This is a genomic window from Streptomyces sp. NPDC031670 (assembly GCF_055580545.1).
Genome location: NZ_JBVILC010000008.1, coordinates 343,191 through 362,213 on the forward strand (window position 1 = coordinate 343,191; position 19,023 = coordinate 362,213).

Here is a 19,023-nt window from a genome sequence, read left to right on the forward strand (position 1 = left end):
CAACCGCCGCCTTCTCCGCCCCTCACCCCACCCCCGGTGCCTGCGGAGCGGCGGCCTCCAGTTCGGTGACGCTGCCCGACATGATGGTGCGCACGTGCTCGGTGATGTGCTCCGCCGGCCAGTCCCACCAGGCCACGGCCAGCAGCCGGGCGATGTCCTGTTCGCTGTAGCGGGTACGGACGAGGCGGGCGGGGTTGCCTGCCACGACGGCGTAGTCGGGTACGTCGCTCGCGACCACGGCGCCGGAGGCGATGATCGCGCCGTGTCCGATCCGCACGCCGGGCATCACCTTCGTGTCGTAGCCGAACCAGACGTCGTTGCCGACGACCGTGTCCCCCCGGTTCGGCAGGTCCGAGAGCAGGTCGAAGTGCTCGGACCAGGAGCCGCCCATCGTGGGGAAGGGAAAGGTCGAGGGGCCGTCCATGCGGTGGTTGGCGCCGTTCATGAGGAACCGCACGCCCGTGCCCAACGCGCAGAACCTGCCGATGATCAGTTTCTCCGGGCCGTAGTGGTAGAGCACGTTCCGCGTTTCGAACGCGGTGGGGTCGTCCGGGTCGTCGTAGTACGAGTACTCCCCGACCTCGATCAACGGGGACTTCACCAGGGGCTTGAGCAGCACCACGCGCGGCTGCCCGGACATCGGGTGCAGAACCGTGGGATCGGCGGGCACGGGCATGGCGGTGGTCCTTCCGGGCGGTGTCTCACTGTCCGCTCCATGATCGTGCCACCGCACCCGCCGGGACACCGATTTAGTACGTCGCTCCCGGTCGCGGCAGGCGGATCGGAGGCTCAACGGGGAAGCGGCGGGCCGGTGTTGTGGCTCGGCCGGGGTTTTGGGCGTCCTGGGGCTGGAGAGGTCACCGGTTGCCCGGAGCGGCGTCGCCGCTCCCCGTCCCTGCCGTCCATCTCCTTGGAGACCGCCCATGTCCGATGTCAACAGCCCTTGTCTGCCCGGGACTCCCTGCTGGGTCGACCTCGTGGTACCCGACCAGCGGGCGGCACTCGCCTTCTACCATGACGTCTTCGGCTGGGAGGTCGCGGCCGGGACGCCGGAGAGCGGCGGGTACGCCATCTGCACCCTGAAGGGGAAACCCGTCGCCGGTGTCGCGACCGCGATATCCCCCGACGGCGGGCCCGCCACCCGAAGTGTGTGGACCACCTACTTCGCCGTCTCCGACGTCGACGCGAGCGTGAAGACGATCGTGGAGAGCGGCGGCTCGGTCGTCGGTCCCGGCACGGACGTGCGCACGCTCGGCCGGGTGGCGACAGCCACCGATCCCACGGGTGCGGCGTTCGGACTGTGGCAGGCCCGGGACTTCTTCGGCGCGCGGATCGTCAACGAACCCGGTGCGTTCATCTGGAACGAACTGAACACCAGCGACCCCGACGCCGCGTCGCGCTTCTACTCCCGCGTCCTGGGCATCACCAGGACCCCGATGGAGGGCGAGCCGGGTTACTTCGCCATCCAGGTGGACGAGCGGACCGTCGCCGGGATGCAGGGGCTCGACAAGCTCCCCGAGGGCACGCCCTCGCACTGGCTGACGTACTTCGAGGTCGACGGCACCGACCGGGTGGCCGAGGCCGTCGTCCGGGCGGGCGGCGCCGTCCGCAAGCCTCCCTTCGACATGAGTACCGGCCGGATGGCGGTCGTACAGGACCCGCAGGGCGGCACCTTCGCCGTCATCACCCCCTTCCGCGGCGAGGCCGGCTGACGGCACGGGCGGGGCCGGGCCACCACGCCGGCGGGACCGCGGGATTGGAGCCCGGCCCCGGGCGCCGGTCCGCTTGCGCCGGGTGGCCGCACGGGAGCGGGCGTGCCGGGCGGGATACGGGAGGGGGTGTGAGACTGCCTCAAGGAGGAGGTGGTCGGCCATGGGCCGGGACGGCGCCGAGAACCCCGGTGGCGGCGAGCGGTTGCTGGAGGAGTTCCTCGCCCAGGCGCACGCCGCGCCACCGATGGACCTGCCGGCGCTGGTGCACCGGTGCGCCGAGACGTACGGCCTGGGAGAGGTCGTCATCTACCTGACCGACCTTCAGCAGCGCCGGCTGGTCCCGCTCACCGAGGGGCTGGCGACGCTGGACATCAACACGTCCATCGCCGGCTGGTGCTACCGGACGGTTTCCCTCCGCATGGAGGACGCGGAGACCGGCGTCCTGTGCGTCTGGCTGCCCGTCGTGGACGGAGCCGAGCGGCTGGGGGTGCTGGGGGTGCGGACGCGCTCCGTGGACGCCGTACGGCTGCGGCGCTGCCGGATGCTGACCCAGGTCGTGGCGATGGCCATCACCTCCAAGCGCGCCTACAGCGACAGCTTCGCGCGCAAGGCACGGGCCGAGCGGATGCGACTGCCCGCCGAGATGCTCCGCGCCTTCCTCCCCCCGCGCACCATCGGCAACACGCATGTCGTCTCCACGGCCGTACTCGAGCCGGCGTACGAGATCGGCGGTGACGCCTTCGACCACTCGCTCACCCAGTCCACCCTGCACGCCGCGATCCTCGACGCCATGGGCCATGACCTCGCCTCCGGGCTGACGACCTCGGTCGCGCTGGCGGGCTGCCGCAACGCGCGACGGGCCGAGGCGGGGCTGCTCGACCTCGTCGACACCATCGACCAGGCACTCGCCCAGTGGCTGCCCGACAAGTACTGCACCGGCATCCTCACCCAGCTCGACCTGGCCACCGGAGTGTTCAGCTGGTGCAACTGCGGGCATCCGCCGCCTCTGCTGATCCGGGACGGGCGTGTGATCGACGGCGGCCTCGAACGCACCCCTCAGCCGCCGATGGGCCTGCCCGCCCGGTTCAGCACCGAGCCCAGAGCCGTCCACCAGGTGACGCTGGAGCCCGGCGACCGGGTGCTGCTCTACACCGACGGCGTCACGGAGGCGCGCACCGCCGAGGGCGGGCAGTTCGGTGTGGAGCGCTTCACCGACTCCATCATCCTGGCCACCGCGGCGGGCGAACTGGCCGCGGAGACACTGCGGCGCCTCATCCACTCCATCCTCGACAGCGGGGAGAACGACCTGCGCGACGACGCCACCATGCTCCTCATCGAATGGTGGGCGCCATCGACGAAGCCCGAGCCGCGCCGGGGGTGACGGCGGCCGGCCGGTGGCGCGGGAGCACGGTGACCGCCACGGCCGCCGCCAGCAGGAACAGGCCCGCGGTGAGGGACAGACCCAGGGCGTAGCCGTCGTTGAGGGCGGCGGGGCCGGTGGCCGTGCCGGTGCGGTGGGCGGCGACCGTGGCCAGCGCGGCCAGCCCGATGCAGCCGCCCAGTTGGCGGGAGCTGTTCATCAGGCCGGCCGCCGCGCCGGCCTCCTGGGCGCGGACGCCGGTGGTCGCCGCCGCGACGGACGGCGCGATGACCAGTCCGACGCCGACGCCGGTGACGAGGGACGGGCCGAGCACATCGGTGAGGAAACCGCCGTCGGGACTGATGAGGGCGAACCAGCCCAGTCCCGCGGCGGCCAGCAGCGCGCCGGGCACGAGGGCGGCACGCGGAGTGCGCGCCGAGGTGACGCGGGTCGCCACGACCGTGCCCGCCACCAGGCTGGCGGAGAAGGGCAGGAACGCGGCGCCGCTCGCCGCCGCTCCCATGCCCAGCACCGGCTGGAGGTAGAGGGACACGAAGTAGAACGCCGCGAACTGCCCCGCCGCGCCCAGGAACACCAGCACGTTCGCGCCGCTGACCCAGCGGCTGCGCAGCAGACCCAGGCGCAGCAGCGGAGCGGTGACCCGGGATTCGACGACGGTGAAGGCGATCAGCAGCAGGGCCGCGGCGGCCAGGGTCGCCCAGGTGGCCGCGCCCCATCCGCGGGTGTCGGTGCGGACGACCCCGTAGGCCAGCAGCCCGACACCGCCGGTCGCCAGGAGCGCGCCCAGTACGTCCGGCCTCGCGCGCCGGGCGAGCGGGGCCTGGACGGACACGACAGCGGGTACGCACGCGAGGGCCGCCGCCACGATGGGCAGGTTCACCAGCATCACCCACCGCCAGCCCGCGTACTGCGTCAGCAGGCCGCCCGCCAGCACACCCAGGGCCCCGCCCGCGGCGTTCACGGCGCTCCACACACCGAGCGCGCGCACGCGTCGCGGGCCCTCGTCGAAGGTGGTGGTCAGCATCGCCAGTGCGGCCGGTGCGGCGGCAGCCGCGCCGAGGCCCTGTCCGGCGCGGGCGGCGACGAGTTGCCAGGGCTGCTGGGCCAGTCCGCCCAGGAGGGAGAACAGTCCGAAGGCGGCGAGCCCCAGCACGAACAGCCGGCGCCGTCCGTACAGATCCCCGGCCCGGCCGCCGAGCAGCAGGAACCCGCCGAAGGTGAGGGCGTAGGCGTGCACCACCCAGGACAGTTGGAGGGGCGCGAATCCGAGCGCGCCGCGGATCGCGGGCAGGGCGACGTTGACGACCGACATGTCCAGGGCGAAGGCGAACTGGGCGACGGCCACGGCAGCCAGCACCACCGCGGGATGCCCCCGTAGTTTTTTATACATGTACGAAAAATAGCCCCGGGGACTGCCGTTGTCGACACCTCGGGGAAGATGAGGGCATGCCTGAGCCCTCCGCACCGCGCAAGCCGCGCGGCCGACCCGCCCGTATCTCCCGCGAGGAGGTCATCGCCCGGGCCCGCCGGATCGTGGCCGAGGAGGGGGTGGACCGGCTGACCATGCGGCGGCTGGCCACGGAGATCGGCAGTACGCCGATGGCGCTCTACCACCACGTACGCGACAAGGAGCAACTGCTCGTCCTGCTCCTCGACGACTACGCCGAGCGGACCCTGCGCCGGCCCGGCCCCTCGGCCGATCCCCGGGAGCGCGTCATCGCGTCCGCCGCCGCCATCCACGACGCGCTCGCCGACTGCCCCTGGATCGTGGAGGTCCTGACCGGGGACAACCTGATGTCGACCTCGGCGCTGTGGTTCGTGGAGCAGATCGTGGACGGCCTGGTCGCGTGCGGACTCTCCCCCGAGCGGGCCGTGCACGGCTATCGCGCGATCTGGTACTACACCGCGGGCGAGATCGTCATCCGCGCGAAGGCGGCCCGGCGCGCGGACGAGGAGGACCGTACGACCTACCGCGAGCGGGTCTTCGCCGGACTCGACCCGGACGAGCTCCCCCGTCTGGCACAGGTCGCGGGCGACTGGGCGGAGCTGACGGCCGAGGACACCTACACGGACGGGCTGCGGGCGCTGGTGGACGGGCTCATCGGGGCCCGCCGACGGGCCGGCGCGCACGATTCCTGACGTTCCGTCACAGGATCTGGCTGATCCGGTAGGCGACACCTCCCTCGACGAGGTAGCCCGACCCGACGCAGACCGTGTCGTTGAGCCATGCGTAGGCCTCGGCGCCCGTCTCGAAGAGGGGGGTGGTGCGGAAGTAGTAACGGGCGGGATGGACGCGGTGCCGCTCGGCGGGGTCGGCCATGGCGTCGCGCAGATCGGGCGGGATGGCCCAGCGACCCCCGTAGGTCAGATACAGGAGCGCGCCGTCGTGGGTGCGCAGGGTCAGACGCACGTCCAGGCGCATCGTCGCGTCCGGGCCGAACAGCGCCCAGTCCCCGCCTCCGGGCAGTACCTCGCCGCGCACCCCGGGGCCCGCGAAGGTGCCGCCCGCGGCGCCGAAGAAGACGCGGCGGCCGAACGGTCCGTCACCGACGGGCAGACGCGGGTCCAGGTCGACGACCATGTCGAACAGATGGGCGGTGCGGACGTTGCCGACATCCTTCACCCGTGGATCCGCGGGCACTCGGCGGCTGTTGGCGACGACGGCCGACGCGTGCGACGGCTCGGATACGCGGTGATCCTGCACAACTGCCTCCTGGAGAAGGCCGGTTCGGGCGAGCCGGCTCCGACGCGGAACAAACACCGCGGCAACAAAACGTACGACCGGTCGTATACTTGAGGCAAGGGAGTGGGAGGATGGGGTGGATGAGCGAGCACCCGGGGCGTCGGCCTGCACACACGACCGCGCCTTCACTGAAGGGCGAAGAGGAGACGGTGGTGGACCAGCGGCTCCTTCGGGGCGCCCGGACGCGGCAGAAGGTCGCGCGCCATGGCGTCGACGTGGCCTCGCAGGAGGGGCTCGAAGGCCTCAGCATCGGCCGGCTCGCGGCCGATCTCGGGCTGAGCAAGAGCGGTGTGCAGACCCTCTTCAAGACCAAGGAGAACCTGCAACTCGCGGTCGCGGAGGCGGCGCGCCAGGCGTTCACCGAGGCGGTCGTCCGGCCCGCGGAAAGCGCCCCGCCCGGCGCCGTCCGGCTGCGCGCGCTCACGGAACACTGGATCGCCTACGCCGAGGAACCCCTCTTCACCGGCGGCTGCTTCTGGGCCGCCAACCTGCCGGAGTTCGACGACCGGCCCGGAAGTGTGCGCGGCGTACTGTCACAGCACCGCCGCACCTGGCAGGCGCTCCTCGCGCGCGAGCTGCGGCACGCCGTCGAATCCGGCGAAATCACCCCACAGGACCCTGATCTGACGGCTTTTCAGATCGATGCGGTGTTTCATGCCGCCAACCTCGCACTGCGCCTGGGCGAGGCCGGTGCCGTCGCCCGGGTCCGCCGCACGGTGGACGGGTTCCTCGCGCCGGCGCGCTGAGGAAAACCCCTCCCCGCTTCCCCGGGACGTGCGAAACAACGGTGAAACGTGTGCTGACTAGGGTCGGCGGATGAGCAGCGGAGTGAACGGGGCAGCCGCCGCCCCGACGAGAATCCGGGCAGCCGTCGAAGACGACCTGGAGGAACTGACCCGGATCTACAACCACTACGTCGTCGAGACGCCGATCACCTTCGACATCGAGCCGTTCACCGTCGAACAGCGCCGCCCGTGGCTGGCCGCCCACCCCGGCCACGGCCCGCACCGGCTCCTGGTGGCCGAGGAGGACGGCACGGTCCTCGGCTACGCGACCAGCAGCGCGTTCCGCCCGAAACCGGCGTACTCGACCTCGGTCGAGGCCAGCGTCTACGTAGCACCCGAGCAGGTGGGCCGTGGCGTCGGCAGCCGGCTGTACACGGCGCTCTTCGAGGTGCTGGAAGGCGAGGACGTACGCCAGGTGCTCGCCGGGGTGGCCCTGCCGAACGAGGCGTCACTCCAGCTCCATCTGCGCTTCGGGTTCCAGCCCGTCGGGGTGTACCGGGAGGTCGGGCGGAAGTTCGGCAGGTACTGGGACGTCGCCTGGTTCCAGAGGCCCGTGTAGACCTCCGGAACCACGCCCCTCCCCCGCCCGGAGCCGCCGGTCAGAGGGTGTTCGAGCTGGAGCGGCCGAAGAACTCCACCTCCGCGATGGCGACCTGCTCGTCGCCGGAGGTCGCGTAGGCCGTCTCGACGGTGAGGCGGACCCGGACGGCGTCGCCGACCCGGAAGGAGCGGCGCTGGCCGCCCGCGCCCTGGTCGAGGGTGATGTCGCGGGTCGTGGTCCTGCCGTCCTTCGTGGTCACCGTCGCCCTGAGGCGGTGCGGCAGCGCCGAATCGCCCAGCTTGTCGGCGCGCGCGGAGACGCCCGGTGTGATGACCAAGTCCAGCAGCCGGGTGGGCTCCGCGAAGCTCACCTCGATCCACTGCCCCTGCCCGGACCGCGAGACGCCCGGACCCCACCAGGGGTTGCCGCGCGGCGGCCCGCCGGTGTCCTCACGGTGGCCGGGTGCGCGGACCTGCGGACGGTCGGCGTCGGGGCGTCCGGGCAGGACGGGCACGACGGGCGGCGGCGCGGCCGGACCCGGCGCCCGCGGGTCGGCGACGGGGACGAGCAGGGACCGGGCCCGTTCGTCGGCACTGTCCGCGGTGGCCGGGAGGCGGGGCAGCCCGCCCTGCCCGTACGGTCACCCGAGGCGGCCGTGGGGTGCCCGTCCGGTCAGATGTAGCCCTCGCGCAGGGCGTAGGCCACGGCATGCGCGCGGTTGCGCAGATGCAGTCGCGTGGTGAGGGCGTGGATGACGTTCTTGACGGTGCGTTCGGAGTACGACAGCTTGCCCGCGATCTCCCCCGTGTCGAGCCCCTCGGCGAGGAGCCGCAGCACGTCCACCTCGCGCGGCACGAGACCTATCGAGGCGGTGCCCGGGCGGCCCTCGCTGCCCCGTTGCAGGGTGCCCACCTGGCTGATGAGCCTGCCGAGCAGGTCCGCGGGGAGGTCTCCGTCGCCGCGTGCGGCGGCCAGGACCGCCTGCCCCAGCCGGTGGGCGGTGGCTTCGTGCCGCCAGACGATGGCGCCGATGCCGCACCCGACGACGTCCAGCAGCTCTGTCTCCCGGATCGTGTCGACGACGACCACGGCCCGCGCGCCCTCGCTGCGCACGATGCGGCGCAGCCGGCTCAGCACGGCGTCGTCGAGTGTGTTCTCGACGAAGAGGGAGACCGTGCCGGGGCCGGTCTCCTCGCGCAGCTCGATCTCGGGATGGCGGCGCAGCTGGCTGACCGCTCCCTCACGGCTGATCGGGTCCGGTGCGGTGACGGCCACCGGAACCCGCCGGCGGACGGCGCGCGTCTGCTCGGTATCGGACACCGTGGCGGTCCCGGGTGAGTTCAGCAACCGTCTCCCCCTGTTCACGAGCGTGCCGTACGAGGTCGTCCGGCACTGGTCAACTGACCTCACCCTCCTGCGGGGGCGGCGGCGCGCGCAATCGTGGAGCACCACGAGGCACACCACGAGACCACCACGGGAGGGCCTTACGACCCTTGCGGGCGTGGCCTTTTGGGCAGGACGTTGCCCCGAGTGATCGATCTCACCCCCACCTTCACCGGTCTTCGCCCGTCTAACCGAAGGGGAAGCACCGACGTCAGGAGGCCCCGATGAGCGGACCGCTCCGCGAACGCGACCGCGCCGAGGGGCTGATCGCGGCGGCGGTCGGGCGCGCCCGGGCCGGTGACGGCGGCCTGGTGGTGGTGCGCGGCGCCACGGGCACGGGCCGCACCGCCGTGCTGGAGGCCGCCGCCGAGCACGCGGCGGGAGCCGGTCTGCGGGTGCTGCGGGTGCGCTGCTCGTCGGAGGACAGCGCGGTGCCCTTCGCCGCGGTGTGCCAACTGCTGGCTGCCGTGGGCGAGTCCGGCGATGCCGCGCCCGGGGAGGACGAGCGCGTCCGAGTGGCCGGGCTGTGGCGGACGCTGCGCTCGTACGCCGCCGAAGGACCGCTGCTGCTCGCCGTGGACGACGTCCACCTGGCCGACGACGCCTCCTGCCGCTGGCTGCGTGACGTGGCCCGGCGCGCCGACCGGTCGGGTGTCCTGGTGGTGGCCACCGAACGCAGCCAGTACGACATCGAGCCCGGCCCCGCCGGTCTCACCCGGGCGCTGTCCCCCTCGCTCGTCCACGCCCACACCCTCGCCCCGCTCGGCGACACGGCGGCGGCCGAGCTGGTCCGGGAGGCCTTCCCCTCGGCGGGCGCGCGGTGGACGGCGGACTGTGTGCGCGCCTCGGCGGGGAGCCCGCTGCTGCTGCACGCCCTCCTCGACGACCTGGGCGCGGATCCTCCCGGGGCCGACGGCCCACCGCCGCTGCCCGAGACCTGCGCCGCCCTGTATCCCGGTGCCTATCCGGCGGCCGTCTCCTGGTGGCTGCAGAGCGCCGGCCCCGCGACGGCCGACGCGGCCCGCTGCCTGGCGGCGCTGGAGCAGGCGTGGCCACCGGACGAACTCTCGGGGGACGCCCCGGAGGGGGTGGGCGATCCGGTGCGGCTCCTGGCAGAGGCGACGGGCGCGGACCCCGCCAGGATCGCGGGCTGGCTCGCCGCGACGGCCCGGCTCGGTCTGCTGCGCACCGACGCCGCCGGCCGTCCCCGCTACGCGCATCCGCTGCTGCGCGACGCGGTGCTCACCGGCTGGCCCGAGGCGCGCCGGCAGGCGGCGCACCGCGCCGCGGCGCAGGCGATGCTGCGCGGGGGCGCACGGGCCGAGGCCGTCGCCCGGCATCTGCTGCGGGTACCGGCGGGTGATCTGCCCTGGGCGGTACGGGTCCTGCGGGACGCGGTGACCGTCGCCGTGCAAGACGCCCGTCCCGCCGACGCCATCGCCTATCTGCGCCGCACGCTCGACGAGCCGCTTCCCGACACCCTGCGGCAGCGCCTGCTGACCGAACTGGGCTCCCTGCACTACGCGTCGGCGGACGCCGCCGCGGCCATCGCCCGGCTGGCCGAGGCGCACCATCTGGCGGCCGAGCCGCGCGACCGGGTACGTACCGCCGTCGCCCTCGGCACCGCCCTGGTGAGCCGCGGCGAGATCCGTACCGCCCTGGACGTGCTGCTCCACACCGAGGGGCGGCTCTCCGCCCACCCGGATCTGGCGCGTACGGTACGGACCGCCACCGCGCTGCTGGGCGACGGGGACATCGAGGCGCGGCAGCGGATCTACCGGCGGTTGTGCGAGGCCGCGCAGTACTCCCCGGAGCTGATCGGCACCGCCGGACAGGCCCTGCTCGTGCGGTACGCGGCGACGGCGGCGGCGATCTCCGCCCGGGAGGCGATGGCCCGGATACGGGACCTGCTCGCCCGGCCCACCGACCCGCTCGCCGAACCCTTCCTGCTGGGGACGGCCGCCGCGGTGGCCCAGTGGGCGGACGAACTCGACGAGGCGGACCGGCTCGTCGACCACGGCCTGGCCGCCCAGCAGCCCATGCTGCTGCATCCGATGCGGCATCTGCTGTTGAACACACGTGCCGACATCGCCGCCGCCCGGGGTGACGCGGTCCATCTGCTCGCCGCCCACTACGACCCCGGCGTGGTCGAGCGTCCCAGGGAGCTCCGTCCCACTCCCTCCAACCGGGACGCCAACGCCCTGCTCGCGCTCGTCCACACCGGCCGCTTCGAGGAGGCCCGTCGGTTCGCCGCCGCGTTCGATCTGCGCGGACCGGCGAAGAACTTCGAGGCGAACCGTTTCCTCTATGCGCGGGGCGCGCTGCGGGCCACCACCGGCGACCCGGCGGGCGCCCTGCACGACTTCCTCGAATGCGGGCGCCGCCAGTCCGCCCGGGGGGTGCTCAGCCCTGTCGTCACCCCGTGGCGTACGGCGGCGGCGCAGTGCCGGCTGGCGCTGGGCGGCGGCCGGGACGCACTGGCCCTGGCGGCGGAGGAGCTGCGGCTGGCCCGGGTGTGGGACACCCCGCGCACGGTGGGCCGCGCCCTGCGTGTGCTGGGCGCCGCGACCGGGGGGCGGCGGGGTCTGGAGCTGGCCGAGGAGGCGGTGGCGACCCTGCGGCACGCGACCGCGGACGCGGGCATGGAACTGGGGCGGGCCCTGCTGGCACAGGGCCACCTGCTCCACGCGGCCGGCGAACGCGGGCACGCCCGTGACTGCCTGCGCGAGGCGGCCGGGCTCGCCGAGGGCCGGGGCGCCGTGGACATGGTCTCGCAGGCCGGCCAGGCCCTGCGCCGGAGCGGTGCGCGCGGCCCCGTGGTGGTGCACACCGGCCCCGGGGCGCTGACCGGCAGTGAGCGCCGCATCGCCGAGCTGGCCGCCGAGGGACTGACCAACACCGAGATCGCCGATCTGCTCCATCTGGCGCGTCGTACCGTGGAGACCCATCTGACCAGCGCCTACCGGAAGTTGCGGATACGGCGCAGAACGGAGCTGGCCGACGCGCTGGAGCGGGACCGGCCCGGGACGCTGGAGGCGTGCGCCCCCTGATGGGGACGCACGCCCGGCGTACGGTTCAGCAGCCGTTGCCGACGCCGTCGATACGGCCGCCGAAGTCGCTGCCGTAGTTGATCCGGTAGTCGCCGTTGCGCACCACCCGGGTCTCCTTGGGGTCCCAGTTGATGAAGCACCCGTCGCTGCTCGCCACGAACGATCCGACGTTGTCGTGGAAGTTGGCGGGCATGTCGTGGTACCCGTCCCGGGCGACCCACTCCCAGCTCCGGCCGTTGAAGTTCGATCCGGTGTAGAAGCAGATCGATCCGCCGGGGCAGGCCGGCGCTGCCGGGGCCGCCAGGGCGTCCGATGCGGGCATGAGCACGGCGATCAGGGTGAGAACAGCGGTCGATGACCACCAACGCAGCTTCATGAAGCTCTCCTCGACGAACCGATGGGCCCGGTGGGACCGTGGGCCGGTGAACGGGTGGGCCTCATTGCCCCCGTGGACCCCAGCCTCGTCGTCGGGTCCGGCCGGGTCGACGGGTTTCCCGTCGACCGTGCCAACGGGAAACGGGGCAACACACCACCGGTCCGCCGGAGACGGGCCCCGGGTCAGTCCCCGGGGAGCAGCCGGGTCTCGGCGGCGGGCATGCCCTTGGCCCACCAGTGGTCGTAGCGGGCGTAGGGACGCGGGTCGCGGGCGGCGAGGAGGGCGAGCAGGGACCGGGCCTCGGCCGCCAGCTCCTGCCAGACGTGCGGGGGCAGCGGGTGGAAGGCGCCGGCTTCGATGCCTCCGTCGGTGGCGCGCCACACGCCGGCGACCCGGCCGTCGACCAGCAGGGTGGGCAGTACATCGCCGTTCACCCGGGTGACGTGCTTGCGGTATTCGGGCGGGATCACGCGGCTGCGGTCGGCGTGGGCCAGCAGGACGCTGTCCCACATCGCCATCAGCCTGGGCGGGGCGGGTCTGTCCTCGGGCCTGGGCGCGCCCGGGAGGTCGTACAGCACGGTGCCGTCGGGGCCCTCCAACTGCTCCAGCCGGTCGCCGAGTGTGTGCACCGCGGCCTTGACCCGGGGCCTGTGCACCAGTGCGAACTGCGCCATGTCGGCCATCGACGCGGGGCCGAAACCCGACAGGTAGCGCAGGATCAGTGTCCGCAGTCCGGCGTCGGCCGCCTCGGGCTCGTCCGTGGCGGGCCGCTGTGCCGCCGCGACGTACGAGAGCCGGTGGGTGAACGCCCAGGGTCCTCCTGTCGGCGCGTGCCACAGCGGCGCGTACTGCCGCAGCATCCGCTGGGCCCCGCTCTCCAGCGGACGGCCGAGACGCTTGGCGAACCAGTCCCCCAACTCGGCGCTGCTGCGCGGCCGTTCGGCATAGGCGAGCAGGCCCTCGACCAGCGGGCCGGCATCCTCGGCGGTGAGCCCGCCGGCGCGGAAGCGCGCGTCGCCGAGCCGCGAGGAACGCAGTGTCGGCTCCATCGCCTCGCGAAAGCCCCGGTAGTCCTCGGTGAGGACCGCGTGCAGGGTGAGCCGCATGAGCGTGGCCTTGACGATACGGCGGTCGGCCAGGGCCTCGTCGAGCCGGGCCGGGTCGAAGTCCCGCAGCCGGTTCCACAGCGCGATGTAGGGCGACGCGGGCTGCTGCGCCTGGAGGGCGACCACCCGGCGCAGCGCCTCCACGGCGTCGAGCGGCTCGCGCCCGAGCAGCAACTGCCGGGCGAGGGTGGCACGGTTGAGGGCGCGTGCGGAGATCACCATGCCGCGATTCTCCCGCATCCCGCCCGTGGCGGGTCCTCGCCGCCGGGTGCCGCCGCGCCACCGGGAAGACCCGCTCACGCCGTGCGGACACACTCCCGCCGGGCCCCATCGTGACGCGGGCCCGGGGCCGACCGTTCACTCCGCGTCCCGGTTAGGGTGGAGGTGTCGATGTCCTTCCCCGGCGGGAGCGCACCGGTCGGCCGCCATGCCCACCCGGCAGCCGGCGCACCGCTCCCCGCGACAGAGGAGAGTGGTCCGGTGACAGAGCGCAAGCCCCCGGGAATGAGCGTGGAGTCATGGGTGGACCGGCAGATCCGCGAGGCGCAGGAGCGCGGCGAGTTCGCCGCACTGCCGGGCTTCGGCAAGCCGCTGCCCGATGCCTCGCAGCCGTACGACGAGCTGTGGTGGATCCGCCAGAAGATGGCCCGCGAGGGCGTCACCGCGATGCTGCCGCCGGCCCTGGCGCTCCGCAAGGAGATCGAGGACGTACTGGCCGCGGTGGCGAAGGCGCCGTCCGAGCGAGCCGTGCGGGCGCTTCTGGAGCCGCTCAACGACAAGATCACCTCCATGCTCAGGCAGCCGCCGCCGGGGCCTCCGCTGGGCAGGAAGCCGATCGACGTGAACGAGGCCCTGCGGGAGTGGCGCGAGGCACGCCCTCAGGGGTGACCGCCCGCCGGGCACCCCTGCCGGACTCCCCGCCTCCGCGCGACTCCCCCGCGGTGGCGAAAAAGTTACGCCCCAAAACGGCTTCCCCGGACGGGAGTTGGTGCATACGGTCGCCTCTGTCAGTCGTGACGACACGTTCAGGGAGGGACGACATGAACCACAACATACGGGCAGCCGCCGCCACCGCGGCGCTCCTCACCGGGCTACTCGCCGCCGCAGGCACCGCCAACGCGGCCCAGCGCATCGACGCCCAGCACCTCGCGGCACACCTGGACAAGGCGGTCGCCGCCGAGCAGGCGAGCGCCGGGACCACCGGCGGGCCCATCCTGGGTGTCGTCAACACCAGCCCCGACGGCGCCGACACCGCCGGCTCCTGAGCGGGGCGGGTGCGCTCCGTGGACAATCCGGGGGAAGACCACGTCACCTGGTGCCCCAGCGGCGAGGCCCATCGGCCGGAATCCGTCGTTCTGGGGGTCCGGTCGGGAGAGAACGGCCAAGTCGTCTACCTGTCCGAGCCGGTTCCGGCCGCACAGGTCCTGCCCGCCATCCCCGAGGGCATCGCGCCCAACCGGGTGCTCCGGTTCGCCTCGCACTGCGTGTCCGGCTGCGCGAACCGGGTCGGCGACGCCTGCGGCCTGATCGACCGCCTCCAGACCCTGCCGTCGTCCCACGCCACCGCGGCCGTGCCGCGGTGCCATCTCCGTCCGCACTGCAAGTGGTGGAACCAGGCGGGAGTGGACGCCTGTCACCGGTGCCCCGCCATCACCACCCAGGGCTCCCCCGACGACGAACTCGCCGTACTCGTCGCGGATCCCTCCACCACCACCGAGCAGTTGCGGAGCTGGATCGCCGCGGCCGAGTGACACCCGGTGGCGCCACCGCACCACCACTGATGCCGGTCGCGGGGTCCTCCCCCGCGACCGGCACAGCCGTGTCCGCAGGAGGACGTCCCGCGCCAAAGAGCCGCCCGGCGGGGGGCCGATGGCGCTCACCGGGACCCACCTCCACGCCCCAACCAGGGCGTTAGGCACACTTTGCGGGTTGTAGTCCGTTACCGAAGAGGAGGAGCCACGCATGATCACACTGACGAAGGACTCCGGCCCGGCGGACCTGGACGGGGTGACCCACCTGTCCATCGGGGTCTCCTGGGACCCCACGGCCGGCAGCAGCGGCGGCGTGGTCGGCCTGCTCCGCCGCAAGTCCGGAACGGACCTCGACCTGATCGCCGTCGCCATGCAGGGCACGGACCCGGTGCGCCTCGCGGGCCTCGACTCCCTCGACCCCATGGGCAACGGCTCGCTGGTGCACAGCGGCGACAACCAGACGGGGCGCGGGGACGGCGACGACGAGACCGTAACGGTCGAGTTCGCGCGCGTCCCCGACCAGATCACCTCGATCGTGTTCGTCGCCGCCGCGTTCAAGAAGGGCAGTTCCTTCCAGAAGGCCCGCAACATCAGCTTCAAGGTCTACGACGCGACCGGTGGCAGCTCCCAGCAGGTGGCCGACATCTGGCCGAGCCTGCTCACCCAGGACAACGGCTGCGCCGTCGCCAAGGCCGTACGGGTCGGCGGCAGCTGGAAGCTCGAAGTCATCAACGTGACGGGGAAGATAAAGCAGGGCGACGAGCACGCCCTGATGCGCTTCGCCATCAGCAAGTAGCCCGCCCGGCACCCGAGTGGCACCGGGCCGGCGGAAGGCGCACGCCCCTGCGGCTGTCACCGACGTACGGCATCGGCGACGGCCGCAGGGCGTGCCGCCCGTGGAGAGGGTCCTCCCCATGGCCCAGGACGCCATCGACGGGGTCAGCGGGACGCACGGGCCACGGTGGTGCCGGAGACGTTCTTCGAGCGCCCACTCGACCCCGTGCGGGACTAGTGGTGCGCGGCGGCGGGCGCGTTCCGCGCACGAGGGGGCGACTGTCCGCCAGGGCCCGGCTCCGGCCCGGGCGGCGCCGGGAATACTCGTCGGCTCGGCCCGCACCGGTCAATGACGCGCGAAGGCGGACCGGGGACCGATTTCGGCGAGATCTAGCTCAGCCGTGTGCAGTGCGTTCCGACGTAGGTGTTTCCCTCTTCCATCCTCAGCTGCTGGGCGAGGGTGCTGGCCGGGCTGACGAAGAAGTAGACCGGGGGATCGTTCCGGCACCACCAGGTTTCGAGGCTGGAATGATCCCGCAGGGTGACCTTGGTGGCCCTGTCGGAGGGAAGTTGCCGGTTGCACTGAATTCCGACCGTGGTGAAGGAATCACCTTTTCCCACCTGGCAGGTGACGTGCGGTGTCGCGTTCGCCGGGGCCGCGGCGGCGAGGGTGAGACCGGCCACGGACAGGGTGGCGATGCCGATAGAAGCCAATAGGCGGGCTGCCTTCATGGCTTACCCTCCTCCTTCTCTCTCGTGGACTACGGGAATGTCGTTCTGCCGCGCACTCTGTCAGGAGCGCCCGGCGACCGCCAATTGGATCAGTTGCACGGGTGAGTATCGGCCACGTAAAGATGGCGGAGAAGGATTCCCGTCCGGATCACGAAGACGTGAACGGGCGTTAATCCGTTCATCTTTTCCGTCAATTCAACTCGGGGTCCGGCGGAACAGATCCTTCGACGGGTATACCGGGAGCAAAGTCGGCGGTACGTCCCGGATATGACGAGGTGACACGGCGGCTTCCGCGAGACCTTGCCGCCCGCGTCCTTCTCCGGCGTGACCGCTCAAGCGGCGGGCACCCTAGCCAACCCCGCGCATGTTCCGCTGGAAAATGCCGGAACTTCCCCTGGTGGGTGACACGCTGCGTAACCTTTCGTCACCTCAAGCCGCGCCCGGAACCATGCGCGGCCCGTCCACGGCGGCGCCAGGGGAGGAAGTCGCGCGTGCTTGGTATCGACGAGTGCCTGCTGGAAACCATGGGGTTACCCGGCGTGCGGGGGGCCGCCGTGGTCGACTGGACCAGCGGGCTGGCCCTGGGAACCATCGGTGACTCGCCCTGTGGTGACCATGAGACGACGGCCGCCGAGGCGGCGGAGTTCGCCCGGACGGCGGCCGAGCACCCCGCCTTCGTGGCGGACGAGGTGGAACCGGACGGGCCGCTGCCGGTCGAGGACGTGCTCGTCACCTCGCACACCGGCTACCACCTGCTGCGATTCGTCGAGACGACCTTCGACAGCAGCCTCTTCCTCTACCTCTGGCTCGACCGCGAGCAGGGCAACCTCGCCATGGCCCGGCTGCGTCTGCGCGACCTCGCCCACCGGCTGGTCCTGGGATGACACCCAACGACGACACCTGCGACCGCGTGCCCGTCTCGCCCATGCTGGTGCGGCTGGTGGCCGAACGGGCCACCGGGGCACTGCTGCGGGACACCGGCACCCTGTACCTCGTGGACGGGCAGGTGGTCCACGCCGAGAGCCCCGCCGCGCCCGGCCTCGACGTGCTGCTCACCGCGAGCGGCCGGATGCGCCCCGAGGCCTGGCGGCGGGCCGTGGACCAGGCCGGCGCGCGCGGTACCGTCGGGCGCTTCCTCGTCGACAGCGGCCAGGTCAGCGGAGGCGAGCTGGAGTTGTGCCACCTCGGCGCGCTCCACGACGCCGCGTTCTTCGCCCTCGCACCCGGCAAGGGCCCCACCCGGTTCCGCTACGGGGCCCTGCACTGGATCGGCTCCGTGCGGCCCGTCCCCGCCCAGGCCCTGGCCCGGGAGGTCACCCGCCGCAGGGAGCTGCTCGACCGGATCTGGCCCCACCCCGAGGTGGACAGCGCGCCCGTCGTCGCCGTACCGGACCGCCCGGGGCTGCCGGTCACCGTCCGCCAGCGCGCCCTGCTCGCCGCGGTGGACGGGGCACGCACCCCCGGCTCCATCGCCCGGCTGCTGGGCCGTCCCGCCTTCCACACCCTCGTGGACGTACGCAGGCTCGCCGCACTCGGCGCGATCGAGACCCCGCTCGCCCCCGCGCCCCGGGAGACCGTGCCCGACTGGGTCGCCCGCGCGTCCGCCGAGGCGACCCGCCCCTCGGACGAGGCCCTGCTGCGCAGGCTGCGGGACGCCCTGGAGGCCATGCCGTGATCCGCGCGCTGCGCCAACGCGCCGAAAGGAGACAGCTGATGACGGCCGAGGCGGAGATCCTTGCCGAACTGCGCCGACTGCGGGCGCGCCTGCCGCAGGTCACCGGCGCCCTGACCGCCAGCGTCGACGGTCTCGTGCTCGCCCAGGAGGCCGTGGCGGACGCCGAGTCGGTCGCCGCGCTCACCGCCGCCGCCCTCGGCGTCGCCCAGCGGCTCATCCACACCACCGGCCGCGGGGCCTTCCGCGAGCTCCTAGTCCAGGGCGAGGACGGTTACGCGGCCACCTACGCGGCGGGCTCCGCCGCCGTGCTCACCCTGCTCGCGCAGCCGCGCACCAACGTCGGCCGTCTGCACCTGGAAGCCCGCCGGGCCGGAGCCCGCATCGGCGAACTGGTCGACGGCGCACTCGAACGGCTGGAGACCTCATGACCAGCACCGGATCCCGGGCCACCCGGCCCCGGAACACCACAGCGAACACCCACCGGAAGGGAAGTGCGAACCCCATGGGCAACACCGAAACCGCGCTCAAGGAAGCGATGACCTCCATCGAGGGCACCATCGGCGTGGCACTCGTCGACTACAGCAGCGGCATGGCCCTCGGCACACTGGGCGGCGGCAAGGACCTGGACCTGTCGGTGGCCGCCGCCGGAAACACCGACGTGGTCCGCGCGAAGGTGCGGACCATGGAACTGCTGGGTCTCAAGGACGAGATCGAGGACATCCTCATCACCCTCGGCGGGCAGTACCACCTCATCCGGCTGCTGAAGGGCCGCGGGCACGCCGGTCTCTTCCTCTATCTGGCCCTCGACAAGAGCCGGGCCAACCTGGCGATGGCCCGGCACCAACTGCGCCGGGTCGAGGACATGCTGGAAGTGTGAGCACCCTCCCGTACGGACAGGGCGTGGGGGGGGGGGGGGGGGGGGCCACACCCCCCCCACCCCCCGCCCGTCCCCCCACCCCGGAGCGGCGTCCCATAAGACGCCCCCACCGTTTTTTCCCCACTTCCTTTAAGAAA

At 72.8% G+C, this 19,023-nt stretch carries 22 protein-coding genes; 14 read left to right on the forward strand and 8 right to left on the reverse strand.

Translation table 11 applies throughout. From position 1 onward, the window contains the following. Window positions 1–22: 22 nt before the first annotated feature. Window positions 23–676: a CatB-related O-acetyltransferase gene (locus tag ACZ5ID_RS18205; RefSeq protein ID WP_468898653.1), complete on the reverse strand. Its 654-nt coding sequence runs from the start codon at window positions 674–676 to the stop codon at window positions 23–25. Window positions 677–923: 247 nt separating this feature from the next. Here ACZ5ID_RS18205 and ACZ5ID_RS18210 point away from each other — a divergent pair, with 247 nt between their 5' ends. Both ACZ5ID_RS18210 and ACZ5ID_RS18215 read left to right on the forward strand, forming a co-directional pair. After that, window positions 924–1,712 carry a VOC family protein gene (locus tag ACZ5ID_RS18210; RefSeq protein ID WP_468898656.1) on the forward strand — a complete coding sequence of 263 codons (789 nt, stop codon included), beginning with the start codon at window positions 924–926 and terminating at the stop codon, window positions 1,710–1,712. Between the two features lie 160 nt (window positions 1,713–1,872). Then, on the forward strand, window positions 1,873–3,093 hold the full coding sequence (locus tag ACZ5ID_RS18215; protein WP_468898659.1) for a PP2C family protein-serine/threonine phosphatase: 1,221 nt from the start codon (window positions 1,873–1,875) through the stop codon (window positions 3,091–3,093). Here the strand turns inward: ACZ5ID_RS18215 and ACZ5ID_RS18220 are convergent. Next, window positions 3,044–4,483: an MFS transporter gene (locus ACZ5ID_RS18220; protein ID WP_468898662.1), complete on the reverse strand. Its 1,440-nt coding sequence runs from the start codon at window positions 4,481–4,483 to the stop codon at window positions 3,044–3,046. The genes ACZ5ID_RS18215 and ACZ5ID_RS18220 overlap by 50 nt on opposite strands. 56 nt (window positions 4,484–4,539) lie before the next feature. Between ACZ5ID_RS18220 and ACZ5ID_RS18225 the strand changes: the two genes are divergently transcribed. Then, on the forward strand, window positions 4,540–5,232 hold the full coding sequence (locus tag ACZ5ID_RS18225) for a TetR/AcrR family transcriptional regulator (protein ID WP_468898665.1): 693 nt from the start codon (window positions 4,540–4,542) through the stop codon (window positions 5,230–5,232). A gap of 7 nt (window positions 5,233–5,239) precedes the next feature. Here ACZ5ID_RS18225 and ACZ5ID_RS18230 read toward each other — a convergent pair whose 3' ends face one another. After that, window positions 5,240–5,797 (reverse strand): DUF3237 domain-containing protein, encoded by a 558-nt coding sequence (locus ACZ5ID_RS18230; RefSeq protein WP_468898667.1) that lies wholly within the window; start codon window positions 5,795–5,797, stop codon window positions 5,240–5,242. Between the two features lie 119 nt (window positions 5,798–5,916). On the opposite strand from ACZ5ID_RS18230, the gene ACZ5ID_RS18235 reads away from it, so the two are divergent. Continuing rightward, a complete protein-coding gene (locus tag ACZ5ID_RS18235; protein WP_468898670.1) occupies window positions 5,917–6,582 on the forward strand; it encodes a TetR/AcrR family transcriptional regulator in 666 nt (221 codons plus the stop codon). A 70-nt stretch (window positions 6,583–6,652) separates the two neighbouring features. Further along, window positions 6,653–7,180, forward strand: a complete 528-nt coding sequence (locus ACZ5ID_RS18240) for a GNAT family N-acetyltransferase (RefSeq protein ID WP_468898673.1) — start codon at window positions 6,653–6,655, stop codon at window positions 7,178–7,180. Between the two features lie 40 nt (window positions 7,181–7,220). On the opposite strand, the gene ACZ5ID_RS18245 is transcribed toward ACZ5ID_RS18240, so the two are convergent. Together ACZ5ID_RS18245 and ACZ5ID_RS18250 are read right to left on the reverse strand one after the other, a co-directional pair. Then, window positions 7,221–7,676, reverse strand: coding sequence for an NADase-type glycan-binding domain-containing protein (locus tag ACZ5ID_RS18245; RefSeq protein WP_468898676.1), 456 nt, complete (start codon window positions 7,674–7,676; stop codon window positions 7,221–7,223). 158 nt (window positions 7,677–7,834) lie between these two features. After that, window positions 7,835–8,482: a helix-turn-helix transcriptional regulator gene (locus ACZ5ID_RS18250; protein ID WP_468898680.1), complete on the reverse strand. Its 648-nt coding sequence runs from the start codon at window positions 8,480–8,482 to the stop codon at window positions 7,835–7,837. Between the two features lie 287 nt (window positions 8,483–8,769). Here ACZ5ID_RS18250 and ACZ5ID_RS18255 point away from each other — a divergent pair, with 287 nt between their 5' ends. Then, window positions 8,770–11,595, forward strand: a complete 2,826-nt coding sequence (locus tag ACZ5ID_RS18255; RefSeq protein WP_468898683.1) for a helix-turn-helix transcriptional regulator — start codon at window positions 8,770–8,772, stop codon at window positions 11,593–11,595. Window positions 11,596–11,620: 25 nt separating this feature from the next. On the opposite strand, the gene ACZ5ID_RS18260 is transcribed toward ACZ5ID_RS18255, so the two are convergent. Together ACZ5ID_RS18260 and ACZ5ID_RS18265 are read right to left on the reverse strand one after the other, a co-directional pair. Beyond that, window positions 11,621–11,971, reverse strand: a complete 351-nt coding sequence (locus tag ACZ5ID_RS18260; RefSeq protein WP_406551736.1) for a peptidase inhibitor family I36 protein — start codon at window positions 11,969–11,971, stop codon at window positions 11,621–11,623. A 182-nt stretch (window positions 11,972–12,153) separates the two neighbouring features. After that, a complete protein-coding gene (locus ACZ5ID_RS18265; protein WP_468898685.1) occupies window positions 12,154–13,299 on the reverse strand; it encodes a winged helix DNA-binding domain-containing protein in 1,146 nt (381 codons plus the stop codon). A gap of 258 nt (window positions 13,300–13,557) precedes the next feature. Between ACZ5ID_RS18265 and ACZ5ID_RS18270 the strand changes: the two genes are divergently transcribed. The 4 genes from ACZ5ID_RS18270 to ACZ5ID_RS18285 all read left to right on the forward strand — a co-directional run bounded on the left by ACZ5ID_RS18270 (window position 13,558) and on the right by ACZ5ID_RS18285 (window position 15,624). Beyond that, on the forward strand, window positions 13,558–13,965 hold the full coding sequence (locus tag ACZ5ID_RS18270) for a DnaJ family domain-containing protein (RefSeq protein WP_468898687.1): 408 nt from the start codon (window positions 13,558–13,560) through the stop codon (window positions 13,963–13,965). Window positions 13,966–14,117: 152 nt separating this feature from the next. After that, a complete protein-coding gene (locus ACZ5ID_RS18275; RefSeq protein WP_468898689.1) occupies window positions 14,118–14,342 on the forward strand; it encodes a hypothetical protein in 225 nt (74 codons plus the stop codon). 18 nt (window positions 14,343–14,360) lie between these two features. Beyond that, window positions 14,361–14,828, forward strand: coding sequence for a hypothetical protein (locus ACZ5ID_RS18280; RefSeq protein ID WP_468898691.1), 468 nt, complete (start codon window positions 14,361–14,363; stop codon window positions 14,826–14,828). Between the two features lie 211 nt (window positions 14,829–15,039). Next, window positions 15,040–15,624 carry a TerD family protein gene (locus ACZ5ID_RS18285; protein WP_468898694.1) on the forward strand — a complete coding sequence of 195 codons (585 nt, stop codon included), beginning with the start codon at window positions 15,040–15,042 and terminating at the stop codon, window positions 15,622–15,624. A gap of 368 nt (window positions 15,625–15,992) precedes the next feature. Here ACZ5ID_RS18285 and ACZ5ID_RS18290 read toward each other — a convergent pair whose 3' ends face one another. Next, entirely contained in the window at window positions 15,993–16,334 is a 342-nt protein-coding gene (locus ACZ5ID_RS18290; RefSeq protein ID WP_468898696.1) for a hypothetical protein, read from the reverse strand. A gap of 491 nt (window positions 16,335–16,825) precedes the next feature. Between ACZ5ID_RS18290 and ACZ5ID_RS18295 the strand changes: the two genes are divergently transcribed. From ACZ5ID_RS18295 to ACZ5ID_RS18310, 4 genes are all read left to right on the forward strand, one after another. Beyond that, window positions 16,826–17,218: a hypothetical protein gene (locus tag ACZ5ID_RS18295; RefSeq protein ID WP_365113749.1), complete on the forward strand. Its 393-nt coding sequence runs from the start codon at window positions 16,826–16,828 to the stop codon at window positions 17,216–17,218. After that, window positions 17,215–18,009: a transcriptional regulator gene (locus tag ACZ5ID_RS18300; RefSeq protein ID WP_468898699.1), complete on the forward strand. Its 795-nt coding sequence runs from the start codon at window positions 17,215–17,217 to the stop codon at window positions 18,007–18,009. The genes ACZ5ID_RS18295 and ACZ5ID_RS18300 overlap by 4 nt, the downstream gene beginning before the upstream one ends. A 38-nt stretch (window positions 18,010–18,047) precedes the next feature. Continuing rightward, window positions 18,048–18,437 (forward strand): roadblock/LC7 domain-containing protein, encoded by a 390-nt coding sequence (locus ACZ5ID_RS18305; protein WP_468898702.1) that lies wholly within the window; start codon window positions 18,048–18,050, stop codon window positions 18,435–18,437. Between the two features lie 74 nt (window positions 18,438–18,511). Then, window positions 18,512–18,886 carry a hypothetical protein gene (locus ACZ5ID_RS18310; protein WP_406551748.1) on the forward strand — a complete coding sequence of 125 codons (375 nt, stop codon included), beginning with the start codon at window positions 18,512–18,514 and terminating at the stop codon, window positions 18,884–18,886. The last annotated feature ends 137 nt before the right edge of the window (window positions 18,887–19,023 follow it).

Coding starts and splice junctions, on each gene's coding strand:
- ACZ5ID_RS18300 (WP_468898699.1), top strand. CDS start 17,215: ATGACACCCAACGACGACACCTGCGACCGCGTGCCCGTCTCGCCCATG.
- ACZ5ID_RS18225 (WP_468898665.1), top strand. CDS start 4,540: ATGCCTGAGCCCTCCGCACCGCGCAAGCCGCGCGGCCGACCCGCCCGT.
- ACZ5ID_RS18210 (WP_468898656.1), top strand. CDS start 924: ATGTCCGATGTCAACAGCCCTTGTCTGCCCGGGACTCCCTGCTGGGTC.
- ACZ5ID_RS18265 (WP_468898685.1), bottom strand. CDS start 13,299: ATGGTGATCTCCGCACGCGCCCTCAACCGTGCCACCCTCGCCCGGCAG.
- ACZ5ID_RS18205 (WP_468898653.1), bottom strand. CDS start 676: ATGCCCGTGCCCGCCGATCCCACGGTTCTGCACCCGATGTCCGGGCAG.
- ACZ5ID_RS18275 (WP_468898689.1), top strand. CDS start 14,118: ATGAACCACAACATACGGGCAGCCGCCGCCACCGCGGCGCTCCTCACC.
- ACZ5ID_RS18255 (WP_468898683.1), top strand. CDS start 8,770: ATGAGCGGACCGCTCCGCGAACGCGACCGCGCCGAGGGGCTGATCGCG.
- ACZ5ID_RS18215 (WP_468898659.1), top strand. CDS start 1,873: ATGGGCCGGGACGGCGCCGAGAACCCCGGTGGCGGCGAGCGGTTGCTG.
- ACZ5ID_RS18310 (WP_406551748.1), top strand. CDS start 18,512: ATGGGCAACACCGAAACCGCGCTCAAGGAAGCGATGACCTCCATCGAG.
- ACZ5ID_RS18220 (WP_468898662.1), bottom strand. CDS start 4,483: ATGTATAAAAAACTACGGGGGCATCCCGCGGTGGTGCTGGCTGCCGTG.
- ACZ5ID_RS18305 (WP_468898702.1), top strand. CDS start 18,048: ATGACGGCCGAGGCGGAGATCCTTGCCGAACTGCGCCGACTGCGGGCG.
- ACZ5ID_RS18290 (WP_468898696.1), bottom strand. CDS start 16,334: ATGAAGGCAGCCCGCCTATTGGCTTCTATCGGCATCGCCACCCTGTCC.
- ACZ5ID_RS18240 (WP_468898673.1), top strand. CDS start 6,653: ATGAGCAGCGGAGTGAACGGGGCAGCCGCCGCCCCGACGAGAATCCGG.
- ACZ5ID_RS18260 (WP_406551736.1), bottom strand. CDS start 11,971: ATGAAGCTGCGTTGGTGGTCATCGACCGCTGTTCTCACCCTGATCGCC.
- ACZ5ID_RS18285 (WP_468898694.1), top strand. CDS start 15,040: ATGATCACACTGACGAAGGACTCCGGCCCGGCGGACCTGGACGGGGTG.
- ACZ5ID_RS18235 (WP_468898670.1), top strand. CDS start 5,917: ATGAGCGAGCACCCGGGGCGTCGGCCTGCACACACGACCGCGCCTTCA.